15 protein-coding genes are annotated in these 13,409 nt (G+C 43.3%); 8 read left to right on the top strand and 7 right to left on the bottom strand.

The features are described 5' to 3' along the window. Nucleotides 1–24: 24 nt before the first annotated feature. The gene (locus ACWM1W_RS03900) at nucleotides 25–1,416 is read left to right on the top strand and encodes a WS/DGAT/MGAT family O-acyltransferase (protein WP_375725782.1); all 1,392 of its coding nucleotides are present in this window, start codon (nucleotides 25–27) and stop codon (nucleotides 1,414–1,416) included. 157 nt (nucleotides 1,417–1,573) lie between these two features. Here ACWM1W_RS03900 and ACWM1W_RS03895 read toward each other — a convergent pair whose 3' ends face one another. From ACWM1W_RS03895 to ACWM1W_RS03870, 6 genes are all read right to left on the bottom strand, one after another. Continuing rightward, on the bottom strand, nucleotides 1,574–1,747 hold the full coding sequence (locus tag ACWM1W_RS03895) for a PA1571 family protein (protein WP_004783090.1): 174 nt from the start codon (nucleotides 1,745–1,747) through the stop codon (nucleotides 1,574–1,576). Nucleotides 1,748–1,879: 132 nt separating this feature from the next. Beyond that, nucleotides 1,880–3,334 carry a ribonuclease G gene (gene rng / locus ACWM1W_RS03890; protein ID WP_175966990.1) on the bottom strand — a complete coding sequence of 485 codons (1,455 nt, stop codon included), beginning with the start codon at nucleotides 3,332–3,334 and terminating at the stop codon, nucleotides 1,880–1,882. A 39-nt stretch (nucleotides 3,335–3,373) separates the two neighbouring features. Continuing rightward, the gene (locus ACWM1W_RS03885) at nucleotides 3,374–3,940 is read right to left on the bottom strand and encodes a Maf family nucleotide pyrophosphatase (RefSeq protein WP_034170447.1); all 567 of its coding nucleotides are present in this window, start codon (nucleotides 3,938–3,940) and stop codon (nucleotides 3,374–3,376) included. Next, entirely contained in the window at nucleotides 3,928–4,419 is a 492-nt protein-coding gene (mreD, locus tag ACWM1W_RS03880) for a rod shape-determining protein MreD (protein WP_005234482.1), read from the bottom strand. The genes ACWM1W_RS03885 and mreD overlap by 13 nt, the downstream gene beginning before the upstream one ends. After that, nucleotides 4,406–5,263 (bottom strand): rod shape-determining protein MreC, encoded by an 858-nt coding sequence (gene mreC / locus ACWM1W_RS03875; protein ID WP_214001466.1) that lies wholly within the window; start codon nucleotides 5,261–5,263, stop codon nucleotides 4,406–4,408. The genes mreD and mreC overlap by 14 nt, the downstream gene beginning before the upstream one ends. A gap of 16 nt (nucleotides 5,264–5,279) precedes the next feature. Beyond that, nucleotides 5,280–6,326: a rod shape-determining protein gene (locus tag ACWM1W_RS03870; RefSeq protein WP_005234480.1), complete on the bottom strand. Its 1,047-nt coding sequence runs from the start codon at nucleotides 6,324–6,326 to the stop codon at nucleotides 5,280–5,282. A 133-nt stretch (nucleotides 6,327–6,459) separates the two neighbouring features. Here ACWM1W_RS03870 and gatC point away from each other — a divergent pair, with 133 nt between their 5' ends. The 7 genes from gatC (at nucleotide 6,460) to yddG (ending at nucleotide 12,746) form a co-directional block, all read left to right on the top strand. Next, complete coding sequence (gatC, locus tag ACWM1W_RS03865; protein ID WP_214001467.1) at nucleotides 6,460–6,774, top strand: Asp-tRNA(Asn)/Glu-tRNA(Gln) amidotransferase subunit GatC; 315 nt, start codon at nucleotides 6,460–6,462, stop codon at nucleotides 6,772–6,774. A 52-nt stretch (nucleotides 6,775–6,826) separates the two neighbouring features. Further along, entirely contained in the window at nucleotides 6,827–8,305 is a 1,479-nt protein-coding gene (gatA, locus tag ACWM1W_RS03860; RefSeq protein WP_004783101.1) for an Asp-tRNA(Asn)/Glu-tRNA(Gln) amidotransferase subunit GatA, read from the top strand. Then, a complete protein-coding gene (gene gatB, locus ACWM1W_RS03855; RefSeq protein ID WP_214001468.1) occupies nucleotides 8,305–9,780 on the top strand; it encodes an Asp-tRNA(Asn)/Glu-tRNA(Gln) amidotransferase subunit GatB in 1,476 nt (491 codons plus the stop codon). The genes gatA and gatB overlap by 1 nt, the downstream gene beginning before the upstream one ends. Before the next feature lie 59 nt (nucleotides 9,781–9,839). Further along, nucleotides 9,840–10,319, top strand: a complete 480-nt coding sequence (locus ACWM1W_RS03850; protein ID WP_214001469.1) for a hypothetical protein — start codon at nucleotides 9,840–9,842, stop codon at nucleotides 10,317–10,319. 3 nt (nucleotides 10,320–10,322) lie between these two features. Then, complete coding sequence (locus ACWM1W_RS03845; protein WP_214001470.1) at nucleotides 10,323–10,949, top strand: hypothetical protein; 627 nt, start codon at nucleotides 10,323–10,325, stop codon at nucleotides 10,947–10,949. Beyond that, complete coding sequence (locus ACWM1W_RS03840) at nucleotides 10,950–11,231, top strand: nucleotidyltransferase domain-containing protein (RefSeq protein ID WP_214001471.1); 282 nt, start codon at nucleotides 10,950–10,952, stop codon at nucleotides 11,229–11,231. Nucleotides 11,232–11,810: 579 nt separating this feature from the next. After that, nucleotides 11,811–12,746 carry an aromatic amino acid DMT transporter YddG gene (yddG, locus tag ACWM1W_RS03835; RefSeq protein ID WP_214001472.1) on the top strand — a complete coding sequence of 312 codons (936 nt, stop codon included), beginning with the start codon at nucleotides 11,811–11,813 and terminating at the stop codon, nucleotides 12,744–12,746. Between the two features lie 42 nt (nucleotides 12,747–12,788). Here yddG and ACWM1W_RS03830 read toward each other — a convergent pair whose 3' ends face one another. Then, entirely contained in the window at nucleotides 12,789–13,283 is a 495-nt protein-coding gene (locus ACWM1W_RS03830; protein WP_214001473.1) for a hypothetical protein, read from the bottom strand. Between the last annotated feature and the right edge of the window lie 126 nt (nucleotides 13,284–13,409).

Raw genomic sequence — 13,409 nt, 5'->3', positions numbered from 1 at the left:
AAATGCAGTGAGGCAATCTACGCTATGCGTCCATTACATCCGATTGACTTTATTTTTTTGTCTTTAGAGAAACGGCAGCAGCCTATGCATGTAGGCGGGTTATTTTTGTTTCAAATTCCTGACAATGCACCAGCCTCTTTTATCCAGGATCTGGTGACTGATATTCGTAATTCCAAATCCTCACCGATTCCTCCATTTAATAACTATTTAAACGGTTTATTCTGGGATGAAGATGAAGAATTTGATTTAGATCATCATTTTCGTCATATTGCCTTACCGAAACCTGGGCGTATCCGCGAGCTGCTGACTTATATTTCCCAAGAACATAGTGCACTGATTGACCGCGCTAAACCGCTTTGGACCTGTCATATTATTGAAGGCATTGAAGGCATTGAAGGCAACCGTTTTGCCATGTACTTCAAGATTCACCATGCGATGGTAGATGGTATTGCAGGCATGCGTCTGGTAGAAAAATCACTTTCTCATGATCCACATGCGAAAAGTATTGTGCCACCTTGGTGTGTAGAAGGCCCACGAGCAAAACGTCTGAAAGCGCCGAAAGTCAGCCGCATGAAGAATGTGCTACAGGCGATTAAAGGACAGCTGGAATGTACACCACGAGTGGCTTATGAATTATCGCAAACCGTACTGAAAGATATGGGGCGTAATCCGGATTATGTATCCAGCTTTCAGGCGCCAAGTTCGATATTAAATCAGCGTGTTAGTACCTCACGTCGTTTCGCAGCCCAATCTTTTGAGTTCTCACGTCTGCGTCATATTTCCAAAGCTTTAGGTGTAACCATTAATGATATTGTGCTGGCGATCTGTTCAGGTGCCTTACGCGAATATTTACTCACACAAAATGCTTTGCCGAAAAAACCATTGATTGCGATGGTGCCGGCTTCCGTACGTAGCGATGATTCCGATGTTTCCAACCGTATTACCATGATTCTGGCGAATCTCGGCACGCATAAGGATGATCCTTTAGAACGCTTAAAAACGGTACGTCGCAGTGTACTCAGTGCTAAAGAGCGCTTTAAGCGCATGAATGCCAATCAAATTTTGAACTATAGTGCCTTTGTCTATGGTCTTGCAGGATTCAATATTGCATCTGGCTTAATGCCAAAACGTCAGGCATTTAACGTGATCATTTCAAATGTCCCTGGTCCTCAGGAACCTCTGTATTGGAATGGCGCACGTTTGGAAGCCTTATATCCGGCTTCAATTGTACTGGATGGACAAGCACTGAATATCACAATGACCAGTTATATGGACAAGCTTGAAGTAGGTCTTACCGCTTGCCGTAATGCTCTACCCAAAATGCAGAATCTGTTGACTCATCTTGAAGAAGAAATTCAGCGCTTCGAACGGATTGTGGATGGTGAACCCGTCCCAAAGTTGAAAGCGGTCAGTTAGCCGCGGACGAATAAAATCTGGCAATGGACTACTAAAAAGTGTGTGAGCACTTTTGCCAATTATTTATTGAAAAACAAAGGGGCAATTTAAGCCCCTTGATTTTATTCCTTTTACAGTTTGAATGAAATTCATATAACTGCAATCTATTTTGGTTTAATTAACTTTTAATAGTACGACACTGTTTTAATAACTGATGGCAAACAGAGCGAATCATAGAAGCTGTAATCTGAACTTCATTCCCGCGTTCATCCACAATATATCCTGCATGCACAGCCTTTGGTTCTAATACGTGTTTCAAGCTTTTATTGATTACGACTTTACTCATACTCATCATAGACTCCTTTTGCTAAGCCTAAAACTGGGAGAAAGGCTTTGGCTAATTTGATGTTTCTAGTATTGTAAATATCAGTAGAGATGTAAAATTTCAGATGTAACAAGTGTTTAACGATATTCTGTTACAATTTCAGCTGAGAATGATATCGTATTGCTCTTGCGTATATAAGTTTTCGACCTGGAATTTAATTACACGATTAATAAAGTGTTCCAGATCCGCCACAGCTGGGGCTTCTGCAGTCAACAGCCGATCAATCACTGCTGGATGGGCAACGACAGTAAAGCCACTCTGTGATTCATAAGCGCGAGCATAGCGCAGGATTTCCCGAAAGATTTCGTAACACACTGATTCTGCTGTTTTCACATATCCACGTCCCTGACAGGTCGGACAGGACTCGCATAACAAGTGTTCCAAAGACTCACGGGTACGCTTACGCGTCATCTCTACTAGCCCCAGTTCAGACACCTGGGTGATCTTGGTTTTGGCATGATCACGTTCCAGCATTTTCATAAACTGGTTCATCACTTCTTCACGATGTTGGGCTTCCTGCATGTCAATGAAGTCGATGATAATAATACCGCCCAGATTACGCAGACGTAGCTGACGTGCAATGACCTGTGTGGCTTCCATATTGGTTTTAAACACCGTATCTTCCAGCGAGCGACCGCCCACATAAGAACCGGTATTGACGTCAATTGTGGTCATGGCTTCAGTCTGGTCAATCATCAGATAACCACCGGACTTCAGTGCTACACGGGTTTGTAGAGCCTTTTGCAGATCTTCTTCGACATTGTACAAATCGAAAATTGGTCGCTCGCCCGGATAATGTAGCAAACGGTCTTTCATATTCGGCACGAACTCATCCACAAACTCTTTCAGCTTGCCGTGAATTTCACGTGAATCGATATAGATCTTTTCGGTTTCTTCATTGGCCAAGTCACGAATGACACGCTGTGGCAAAGGCAGCTCTTCAAAAATTAATGAAGGCACTGCGATGACTTTTTGTTTGCGCTGGATGTATTCCCATAGTTTAGCTAAGTAAGCCATATCCTGAGCAATGGCTTCCTCTTCAATGCCATCCGCAGCAGTACGGACAATCACGGAACCTGGCAGCTTGTGTTCTGCCTGAATACGCTCAATGATCGAGCGTAAACGATTGCGTTCATCTTCGGATTCAATCCGCTGCGATACACCAATATGATTGCCATATGGCATCAGGACCAAATAACGTGAAGGAATAGAAAGATCAGTAGATAGACGTGCGCCCTTGGTGCCGAGCATGTCTTTCATCACCTGAACGGTGAGAATCAGACCCGGCTGCAACAGCTCGAATACATTCGGCGTTGGCTGGTTACGTGGCCAGACCATGTCATTGATATGCAAAAATGCCGTTCTGGACAGGCCAATATCAACAAAAGCGGCCTGCATGCCTGGCAAGACCCGGACCACTTTCCCTTTATAGATATTCCCGACCAATCCGCGCTTGGCCGTACGCTCGACAAACAGTTCATTCACCGTGCCGTTTTCAATCAACGCCACCCGACATTCCATCGGTGTGACGTTAATCAACAACTCGTCAGACATAACAACACTCAAAACATTATAAGAATTCTTTTTCAGCAGTTAATTTAGTGCCTTAACCGTCTGCAATAACTGTACTGTTTCATATAGTGGCAAGCCCACTACATTCGAATAACTACCTTCTATTCTTGGAATATAACGCGCTGCAATTCCCTGTATTGCATAGGCGCCTGCTTTCCCAAGCGGCTCACCTGTTGCCCAGTAACTTTCCATATCATGGCTATTTAGTGGCTGAAATTCAACCTGTGTACGAACTACTATACTGTATTTTTCTTCTTTTGTGCGGACGCACACTCCAGTATACACATCATGCCATCTCCCTGAAATTTTTTCCCACATTTTAAAGGCATGCTGTTTGGATTCAGGTTTCCCCAAAATCTCATTATTCACACCTAAACTGGTATCCGCAGCAATAATAATGGCATCCGGGAACAGCTTGGCCACCGCTTCCGCTTTGACTTGCGCCAGACGTTCGACATAGGCTGCAATGGACTCATTTTCCAGTACAGATTCGTCTACATCTGGGCTACAGATCTCAAAGTTCAGCCCGAGTTGCTGCAAAAGTTCACGGCGTCGGGGTGAGCTGGAAGCGAGGATTAAATGCGCCATTTTCTCAAAAAGTAATAAAGCACTGGCCATATGATGACACTAGTCAGCATGGGAATCCAATGTCGTGCAAATGAGAATTGTACGCCGGTCGAAATCTGGGCAAAGAAGATAATCATCAAATGTGCCAGAATCGCAATTGCCGTAATTACCCATAAATTAGCAAAGGTCAGAATACGGCGCTCACGGGTCAGGAAACGTGCCACAAAAGCAATGATGATAAAGCTAAGTGCATTTAGACCTAAAGGCGCATCAAGCAGTAAATCAATGAATATCCCGGTAGCAAATGCAAACCAGATTCCACACCAGGTCGGCTGACACAACACCCAGAACAGCATGATCATCAGCATAAACTGCGGGCGCCAGCCAGAGAGCGAATAAGATAAAGGATAGACCACCAGAACCGAGGCAAAAATTACCGAAATCATGATCGGCAACAAGGGATCCCGATGGGTTCTTGGTTTCAGTTTAGCGATCGACATGTGGCTGCTCCATCGCTAAAGAATCGGAAAATAACACCACTACATGATGACCACCAGCCAGCTGCGCTGCCGGAACCACATCAATCTGGGCAAATTCACCTGAATTATGACGTTGTACTTTAGAGACGGTGCCGACCAGATAGCCTGCCGGGAAATGCTGTCCCAAACCCGAGCTATAGACTTTTTCACCGACTTTGATGTTGGCACTGGTCGGTACATATTCCATTTTCAGGCGTCCCAGATCCCCGGTTCCCGAGACAATGGCACGCATGCCAGTATGTTCCAGACGTACCGACAAGGAGTGTTCTTTATCAGAGAGCAGCATAACCCGGCTACTATGCGGATAGACATCAATAATCTGTCCCATAATCCCCATGTCATCCAGTACGGTCTGACCGACTTTCAGCTTGTTATTGGAACCACGGTTGATCACGATGATATGGCGTAGCGGATCAGCATCGGTACCAATCACCTCAGCAATTTCCATACGTCCATCAAGAATCAGAGAAGTATCTAAAAGACCGCGCAAACGGGTATTTTCTGCAGAAAGCTCTGCAATTTTTTGTAGGCGAACTTGCGCCTGCAATAGCTCAGCCCGCATCGCGGTATTTTCACGACGCAGTTGTGCTTCAGATTTGGTTTGTTGATTCAGCCATTCTCGCGAGAGTACCGGATAGCTGGCCACGGCATAAATGGGATTATAGGCCGCGTACAAGACATCCCTTGCAGGTTGAACAACATGTGGCATGCGCCAGTCAAAGAACAGCACCACCAGACATGTTATCAGTGCAATGATAAAAGAGCGAAAAGATGGCGGTTGTCGAGAAAACAGATGTGCTTGCACCCGCCGAATCCTTGTCTTAGCCTACAAATAACATGTCATGATTTGGATTGTCGAAGAATTCGAGTACCTTACCACCACCACGAGTCACGCAAGACAGTGGATCTTCAGCAACCACAACAGGCAGACCTGTTTCTTTAGCAAGTAGCTTGTCCAGGTTACGCAGCAATGCACCACCACCGGTCAACACGATCCCGCGTTCAGCGATGTCAGAAGACAGTTCAGGAGGTGTTTGTTCCAATGCAGATTTCACAGCAGACACGATGTTTTGTAGTGGATCAGAGATCGCTTGAGTGACTTCATCCGAGTTCACCACAATCGCGCGAGGCACACCTTCAGCCAAGTTACGGCCACGAACTTCAATTTCCAGCGGTTTTGCACCTTCATCTGGAAGTGCCATGCCAACTTCTTTTTTGATCACTTCAGCTGTGGTTTCACCGATCACGCAACCATGTGCCTTACGTACGTAGTTGATGATCTGTTCATCAAATACATCACCGCCAATACGCAGCGAGTCTGCATATACACAGCCCTGCAATGAAATTACTGCAATCTCAGTTGTACCGCCGCCCACATCGACAACCATCGAACCACATGCCTGCTCAACCGGCATGCCTGCACCAATTGCAGCAGCCATCGGTTCTTCAATCAGACGTACTTCACGTGCACCCGCATTATAAACTGCTTCACGGATCGCACGGCGTTCAACCAGTGTCGATTTACATGGCACGCAAACCACCACGCGTGGCGCTGGCGGGAATAAACGTTTTTCGTGTACCTTACCAATGAACTGATTTAACATGGTTTCGGTCACTTCGAAATCCGCAATCACGCCGTCTTTCATCGGACGGATTGCAGAAATATTTGCTGGGGTACGACCAAGCATTTGTTTCGCGTCAAGACCTACGGCAGCAACAATTTTATGTGAACCACTGTGACGGATGGCTACAACCGTCGGTTCATTTAATATAATGCCTCGTCCTGGCGCATAAATAAGTGTATTTGCAGTACCTAAATCAATAGCGAGATCTGGCGAAAACAAGCCTATTAGTCGTTTTAGAATCACGGGGACGTTCTCAGTTAAACTTTATATGGACGCAAGGTGGCCACTTTAACTAAATGTGATGATTTGGACAAGTCAATCGCTTATCATAACGCATGATAATTTGAATTTTTTTTAATACTGATTAGGTAATATTATGTCTACATCGGATGCACAGTCTTCTGCAGATTTAAATGCAGAAACAGTTTCAGCTATTGCCAACCTCGCAAGGTTATCTCTTAATGATACGCAATCTGCTGAATATGCTCAAAGTTTAAATAAAATTTTAGGCATGATGGAAACGCTGAAAGGCATCGATACTGAAGGTGTTGAACCACTGAAAAGCCCTTTCGACCACCCACAGCCTTTACGTGAAGATGTCGTGTCGGAAAGCAATCATCGTGAGGAATACCAAGCAGTTGCACCTGCTGTACAGGACGGTTTGTATCTCGTCCCACGCGTGATTGAGTAATTACTACCCAGTTCATTCTTTTTATTAAATTAAACGTAAAGAATTATTTCTCATGACAGATTTACATCGCTTATCCATTCGTGAACTGACTGAAGGTTTGGCAAATGCTCAATTTTCATCCCGCGAATTGACTCAACACTATTTAAAACGCATCGAAAAAATTGATGCACAGGTCAAGGCTTATGTGACCGTGACTGCTGAACAGGCATTGGCTCAAGCTGATGCTGCCGATGCTGCAATCAAAGCCGGCAATGCCACTGCCCTGACTGGCGTGCCCATTGCGCATAAAGATATCTTCTGTACCCAAGGCATTAAAACCACTGCCGGTTCTAAAATGCTGGACAATTTTATCTCTCCTTACGACGCGACCGTTGTAGCGAAAGGTAAAGCTGCGGGCTTAGTCACACTTGGTAAAGTGAACATGGATGAATTTGCCATGGGTTCAACTTCCGAGTCTTCTTATTTTGGCGCGACCAAAAACCCTTGGGCACTAGATCACGTTCCAGGCGGTTCTTCAGGTGGTTCTGCTGCGGTTGTGGCTGCTGATCTAGCACCTTTTGCAACCGGTACGGATACCGGTGGTTCAATCCGTCAACCAGCATCTTTTTGTGGTCTGACTGGTCTAAAACCGACTTATGGCCGTGTATCACGTTTTGGTATGATCGCGTATGCATCATCTCTAGACCAAGGCGGCCCAATGGCACGTTCGGCTGAAGACTGTGCTTACCTGATGAATGTGATGGCCGGTCACGATGCTAAAGATTCAACATCAATGGACAAAGATGTTGATGACTACGTTGCTAACCTGAACGGTACTTCTGTAAAAGGTCTGCGCATTGGTATTCCAAAACAGTACTTCAATGTTGAAGGTCTGGATGCAGACGTGAAAGCACGCGTTGAAGAATCACTGAAAAAACTGGAAGAAATGGGCGCAACTCTGGTTGAGATTGATCTCAACATGACTGAAGCTTATGTTCCAACCTACTACCTGATCGCACCTGCTGAAGCATCTTCTAACCTGTCTCGTTATGACGGCGTACGTTATGGCTACCGTTGTGAAGAGCCAAAAGATCTTCTCGACCTTTACAAACGTTCTCGTTCAGAAGGTTTTGGTGCTGAAGTTCAGCGTCGTATCCTGATTGGTACTTATGCCCTGTCTGCGGGCTATTACGATGCTTATTATGTGAAAGCACAGAAAGTACGTCGTTTAATCCAGCAAGACTTCCTCAAAGCATTTGAATCTGTAGACGTTATTGCTGCGCCTTCTGCACCGACTACTGCATACCGTATCGGTGCAAACCTTTCTCCGGTTGAAATGTACTTGGGTGACATCTACACCATCGCGGTGAACCTTGCAGGTCTTCCTGCGATTAACGCGCCTGTTGGTTTTGATAAAGACAACTTGCCAGTTGGTTTACAGCTAATTGGTAACTACTGGTCAGAATCTCAATTGTTGTCTGTGGTACACCAGTATCAACAAGCAACTGATTGGCATACTAAACGCGCTGCAATTGCTGAGGAGAATGCATAATGGCTAAAAACGCTGCTAAACCAAAATCTAACCTGATTGATGGTTGGGAAGTCGTTATTGGTATCGAGATTCACACTCAGCTTGCGACTAAATCTAAAATCTTCTCTGGTTCATCAACTGAATTTGGTAATGATCCAAACACTCAGGCGAGCCTTGTAGACCTTGCGATGCCGGGCGTATTGCCAGTACTGAACAAAGAAGTCGTTGATCTTGCGATTCGCTTTGGTCTGGGGATCGATGCGTATATCGATCAGGCTTCTGTATTTGCACGTAAAAACTACTTCTACCCGGATTCTCCAAAAGGCTACCAGATCAGCCAGATGGACAATCCGATTGTGGGCTTGGGTCATATCGACATCCAGCTTGAAGATGGCACGGTTAAACGCATTGGCGTGACTCGTGCGCACCTTGAGGAAGATGCAGGTAAATCAATCCATGACCAGTTTGAAGGCATGTCAGGCATCGACTTGAACCGTGCCGGTACGCCGCTTCTAGAAATCGTATCTGAACCGGATATGCGTTCTGTTGAAGAAGCCGTGGCTTACATCAAGGCGATTCACACACTGGTACGCTGGTTAGGTATTTCTGACGGCAACATGGCAGAAGGTTCGTTCCGTGCCGACTGTAACGTATCTTTACGTCGTCCGGGTCAACCGTTCGGTACACGTTGTGAGTTGAAAAACCTGAACTCATTCCGTTTCATTGAACAGGCGATCAATGTTGAAATTGAACGTCAAATGGAAATTCTGGAATGGGACGGCACCATCGACCAGGAAACTCGTCTGTTCGACCCTGTGAAGATGGAAACCCGGTCAATGCGTTCTAAAGAAGAAGCGAACGATTACCGCTACTTCCCAGATCCAGACTTGTTGCCTGTGGTAATTCCAGATGCGCAAATCGAAGCGATTAAAGCGCAAATGCCTGAGCTGCCTGCTGCACGTCGTGCGCGTTTCGTGGCTGACTTTGGTGTTACTGAATACGATGCTCACGTACTGACACTGACCCGTGAAATGTCAGAATTTTACGAAGAAGTCGTTAAGGCTGCTGGTGGCGCTGCACAAGGTAAGATTACTGCAAACTGGGTGATGGGCGAATTCTCAGGTGCTCTAAACAAAGCTGGTCTAGAGCTTGCTGACTCTCCTGTGTCAAGTGAGAAACTGGGTGGCATGATCGCACGTATTGTGGACAATACCATCAGCGGTAAGATCGCGAAACAAGTGTTCGGCTTTATGTGGGAAGAAGGCAAAACTGCGGACGAGATTATTGCGGAAAAAGGCTTGAAACAGGAAACTGATACAGGCGCGATTGAAGCAATTATTAAGGAGGTGCTTGCTACCAATGAGAAGATGGTTGAAGAGTATAAATCTGGTAAAGAGAAAGCTTTCAACGGCCTGGTTGGTCAAGTGATGAAAGCATCACGTGGTAAGGCGAACCCTGCTCAAGTGAATGAATTAATGAAAAAATTGATTGGCTGATTTATTCGCTAATCAATTGATTTCGTGTTATAAAAACCTCGCTTAATGCGGGGTTTTTTATGGATAAAATATTGACTGAAGAACATATTGCGAATGTTGGATTGAGCGGTTGGTTGATCACCCTAATCATATTTTTTGTAAGTGCAATTATTTTACCACTAATAGCTCTGGGGTATAAAAAGTTTAAAAATAGACGTGCTGCTCAAAGGACAAGACTTTATAATCAACTCAAACCTATTTGGGAACGCAATTATCAAATTTTTATTGAATATGGCCCACATGATGATAACGATGCCTTTTACGACTTAGAGGGTAATGCAACAGAAGAATGGCGAAAAAAAGTTAAAGAAATAATGTTGCCTAATCATCAAAAAATCAGAGCTATATGCTCTGAAAATTTATTATTAATGACGCATGAAGAACGGGACTTATATCATCAATATGAAGATCATGTCAACGATTTTAAATCATGTCACGAATCAGGTTATTTACCAAATAGAAGATTCCCAAAAGATGTAGTTAAAATTTTCAAGGACTAAAACATGACTTGGTTAGACAGTTTAAAAGCTCACGATAATGTTGAAACCGTTAATAAAGAAGGTAATCTCATTAAAATAACCACGAAAGATAATCGACCTGAACTTTCATCTCTTTCAAACTTTACTGAGAAATTAACAGGCAAAATGCTTCAAACCCTCTTAAACACTTATAAGTTTGATTTTTTACTGTGCAATAAGAAAAATTTTTTCCTAGATGAAGAGGCTATTAGATTATTAAAACAAAATAATATTAGTTTTGGCACGGGTGGTGACTTATTTAGGCTGTTGAGTGATACAGAAACTGCTTATCCAAATTTCATTAACAAAGATTCTGAATACGTTATGGAGAATTTAGGAAAGAATTTTAATGTTAAAAGCTATGAACTCACTTCTAACCGAAAAGTTTCCGTTAAACGTCGTAATGGTCGAGATATCACCTTTGTATTTATTAATGAATATGCTATTACACAAGAAAGAATAAATGAAATTTATGAGCTTTATGCACCATTTGACTTTGTTCTTGCAGCAAATCCAAATGCTCATTGGAAAGACTACACCTACCGTGGTCAGGAAGTAAAAATTGGATTGTGGGCTGCTCTTTTTTCATTTTTAGCAAATCCAAAGTCATAAATGCTCGAAATTTCAAATTTAATTAATGAGCTTCAAATATTAGAGATTGATTGTGATATCTATTTATTCGGCTCCTACTTGAAGAGTAGCAATTGGGCTGACCTTGATTTTCTTGTAGTTTATAGAACTTATGAAGATGTAAAAAAATTAAGGGAAATCTTTTCAAGACATTTTCAACATACTCCTTTAGATCTAAATTTTATGACACAAGAAGAAGAAAGATATTTTAATTTTATTAGTCAAACCAATGCTCAGCAAATTTTCCCTAAAAATAATATTTAATATTAAAACATGGCCATCAAAAAAGTATCCTCCATCGCCAAACTTGAAGACTTAGAACTTACCAAAGTTAGCTAATCCCTCTAAATCTCCCTTTAAGAAAGGGAGACTTTGTCATGTGATTAAAATGATACGCGGTGTTCCCTCTCCTGAGCGAGTTTTAAAGCATTGCTTTTAAAACGAAGCCTAAGAAAGGATGAGGGCTAGGGAGAGGATTTAAAACATACTATAAAATCAAAAACAAACCGAAGAAAAATAAAAACATGTCAAATTACATTATCTTACTCAGCATTATCCTGATCATTCTTGTATTCATCATTGGCGCATATCAGTCAAGACGACGCAAACCCATCAAACCACGGAGGCACACAGCCAGAGAAAGCAAAATTGCTAATCTTTCCGATGGTATCGAGCTAATTTTCACGCCCATTTTCTGGATCATTAAACTCATGATCGGGATATTCAAATCATAAAGCGGTTATTAACGATTTTTTTGAATTTGATCATAAAATTGTGTCTGTCCCATATTGAAAATCACTCAACAGGAATACAATCTGCACATTCTCCCATCCCGCCCTTATCATGTCGAAAAACCTCGCTACGCTGATTGGCTTAAGTGCTATTTTACAGTGGTCATCTATCGTAGGATTGCTCAAAAAAATCAGTTTTAGTATTGGACCTGACCTAGCTGTACTCATGATGTATAGCTTAAGCACCCTGCTCTTACTGGCTGTTTTTGGCGTTCCCAAACTCAAAACCATACCCAAATTTTATCTGCTGAGTGCAGCTGCATTATTTCTGGTGTATGAAATCTGCTTTGCCTATGCCGTAGCACTTGCACAAACTGCACAGCAAGCCATTGAAATTAGTTTAGTGAATTATCTGTGGCCCAGTATGACCATCGCCATGCTGATTTTATTTCATGAACTAAAATTTCACAGCTTAGTAGTGGTGGGGCTCAGTATTAGTCTGGCAGGTATTTTTTATATCCAGACGGGTAACGGCGATATTCATTTAGCAACCGTCATTCACAATATACAAGCCAATCCGACCAGTTATATATTGGCATTTATTGGGGCGAGTTTATGGTCGCTATATTGTGTATTTACCAAAAAATACAGCCAAGGACATAACCCGATCGTGTTCTTTTTCGCGATGGTAAGTGTGGTTCTCTGGAGCAAGACGCTGCTGTTAGATCCCGAACAACTACCACAACTTCTTAATATTGACTTGAATATCATGCTGTATATGTTGCTGGTGTCAGTCGTAACTGGCTTGGGTTATGCAGCCTGGAATATCGGGATTAACCAGGGCAATATCGCGATGCTGGTCGCATTGTCTTATTTTAGCCCGATTTTTTCGTCTGTCATTTCCATGTGGGTACTGAATACCAGTCTATCCCACACCTTTTGGATCGGCACGATGATGGTTACCTTAGGTTCATTTATTTGCTGGCTGTCGACCAACTGGGATGAAATTCGAGGTCGACTGTTTCCAGGCAAGCTTTATAAAACTTAAACCACATTTTTGCGGTTTAAGTTTGCCTGCATCTGCAATCCATTAACGGGTGAGGCCTAATCTATTCCACACGTCAGGGGTCAAAAACGTCGTGACCAGTTTGCTCATATCGATATATTTGAGTACACCATTCAGCTGACTTTTGATTTCCGGATTTTTCAGTATTTCCTCACCTGTGACCTGCCCAAGCTCCTGGAAACTTTCACCCACTGCTTGTACTCCTTCAGCCTGAATCACCGCTTTGGTTTGGGTTGGACATTGCTCAACCAGAATCCGCTGTAAAACCATCGCTAAATTTCTGTCGAGCGTTTCCTTTTGAGTTGCAGTTACATTGCTAAAAGCTTTCAGATCGGGATGATTACCCAATGCCACAAAGGTCCATTGCAAGACTGTGGTTTTATCAGTGGCTGTCGTCGATTTCATCAAACAGTCACTAAGCTGATCAACCGTTGGACCGGCTGTCACAATCTGAGTTGTACCCAGCAATGCTGCGGTCATGAAGACTGCCCGAAGACCCGATAAAGCTTTGAACCCCATATTCCTTTCCTTTTTCACCCGTTCAAACTGCTTGAACAATGCAGTTTCTTTGTAGCATGTAAAAGATTAGAAAACCTGTAGAACTCTGTAACCTGAGAGAGATAAAAAGTCCCGACATCAGTCAGG

Source organism: Acinetobacter sp. TW_SC_4 (assembly GCF_054861205.1).
The sequence above is the reverse complement of the archived record's forward strand: the minus strand, read 5'-3'. Positions and strand labels throughout refer to the sequence as shown.

Bases quoted from the DNA above. Each gene is read 5' to 3' on its own strand.
- ACWM1W_RS03900 (WP_375725782.1), top strand. From the start codon at position 25: ATGCGTCCATTACATCCGATTGACTTTATTTTTTTGTCTTTAGAGAAA.
- ACWM1W_RS03895 (WP_004783090.1), bottom strand. From the start codon at position 1,747: ATGAGTATGAGTAAAGTCGTAATCAATAAAAGCTTGAAACACGTATTA.
- rng (WP_175966990.1), bottom strand. From the start codon at position 3,334: ATGTCTGACGAGTTGTTGATTAACGTCACACCGATGGAATGTCGGGTG.
- ACWM1W_RS03885 (WP_034170447.1), bottom strand. From the start codon at position 3,940: ATGGCGCATTTAATCCTCGCTTCCAGCTCACCCCGACGCCGTGAACTT.
- mreD (WP_005234482.1), bottom strand. From the start codon at position 4,419: ATGTCGATCGCTAAACTGAAACCAAGAACCCATCGGGATCCCTTGTTG.
- gatC (WP_214001467.1), top strand. From the start codon at position 6,460: ATGTCTACATCGGATGCACAGTCTTCTGCAGATTTAAATGCAGAAACA.
- gatA (WP_004783101.1), top strand. From the start codon at position 6,827: ATGACAGATTTACATCGCTTATCCATTCGTGAACTGACTGAAGGTTTG.
- gatB (WP_214001468.1), top strand. From the start codon at position 8,305: ATGGCTAAAAACGCTGCTAAACCAAAATCTAACCTGATTGATGGTTGG.
- ACWM1W_RS03850 (WP_214001469.1), top strand. From the start codon at position 9,840: ATGGATAAAATATTGACTGAAGAACATATTGCGAATGTTGGATTGAGC.
- ACWM1W_RS03845 (WP_214001470.1), top strand. From the start codon at position 10,323: ATGACTTGGTTAGACAGTTTAAAAGCTCACGATAATGTTGAAACCGTT.
- ACWM1W_RS03840 (WP_214001471.1), top strand. From the start codon at position 10,950: ATGCTCGAAATTTCAAATTTAATTAATGAGCTTCAAATATTAGAGATT.
- yddG (WP_214001472.1), top strand. From the start codon at position 11,811: ATGTCGAAAAACCTCGCTACGCTGATTGGCTTAAGTGCTATTTTACAG.
- ACWM1W_RS03830 (WP_214001473.1), bottom strand. From the start codon at position 13,283: ATGGGGTTCAAAGCTTTATCGGGTCTTCGGGCAGTCTTCATGACCGCA.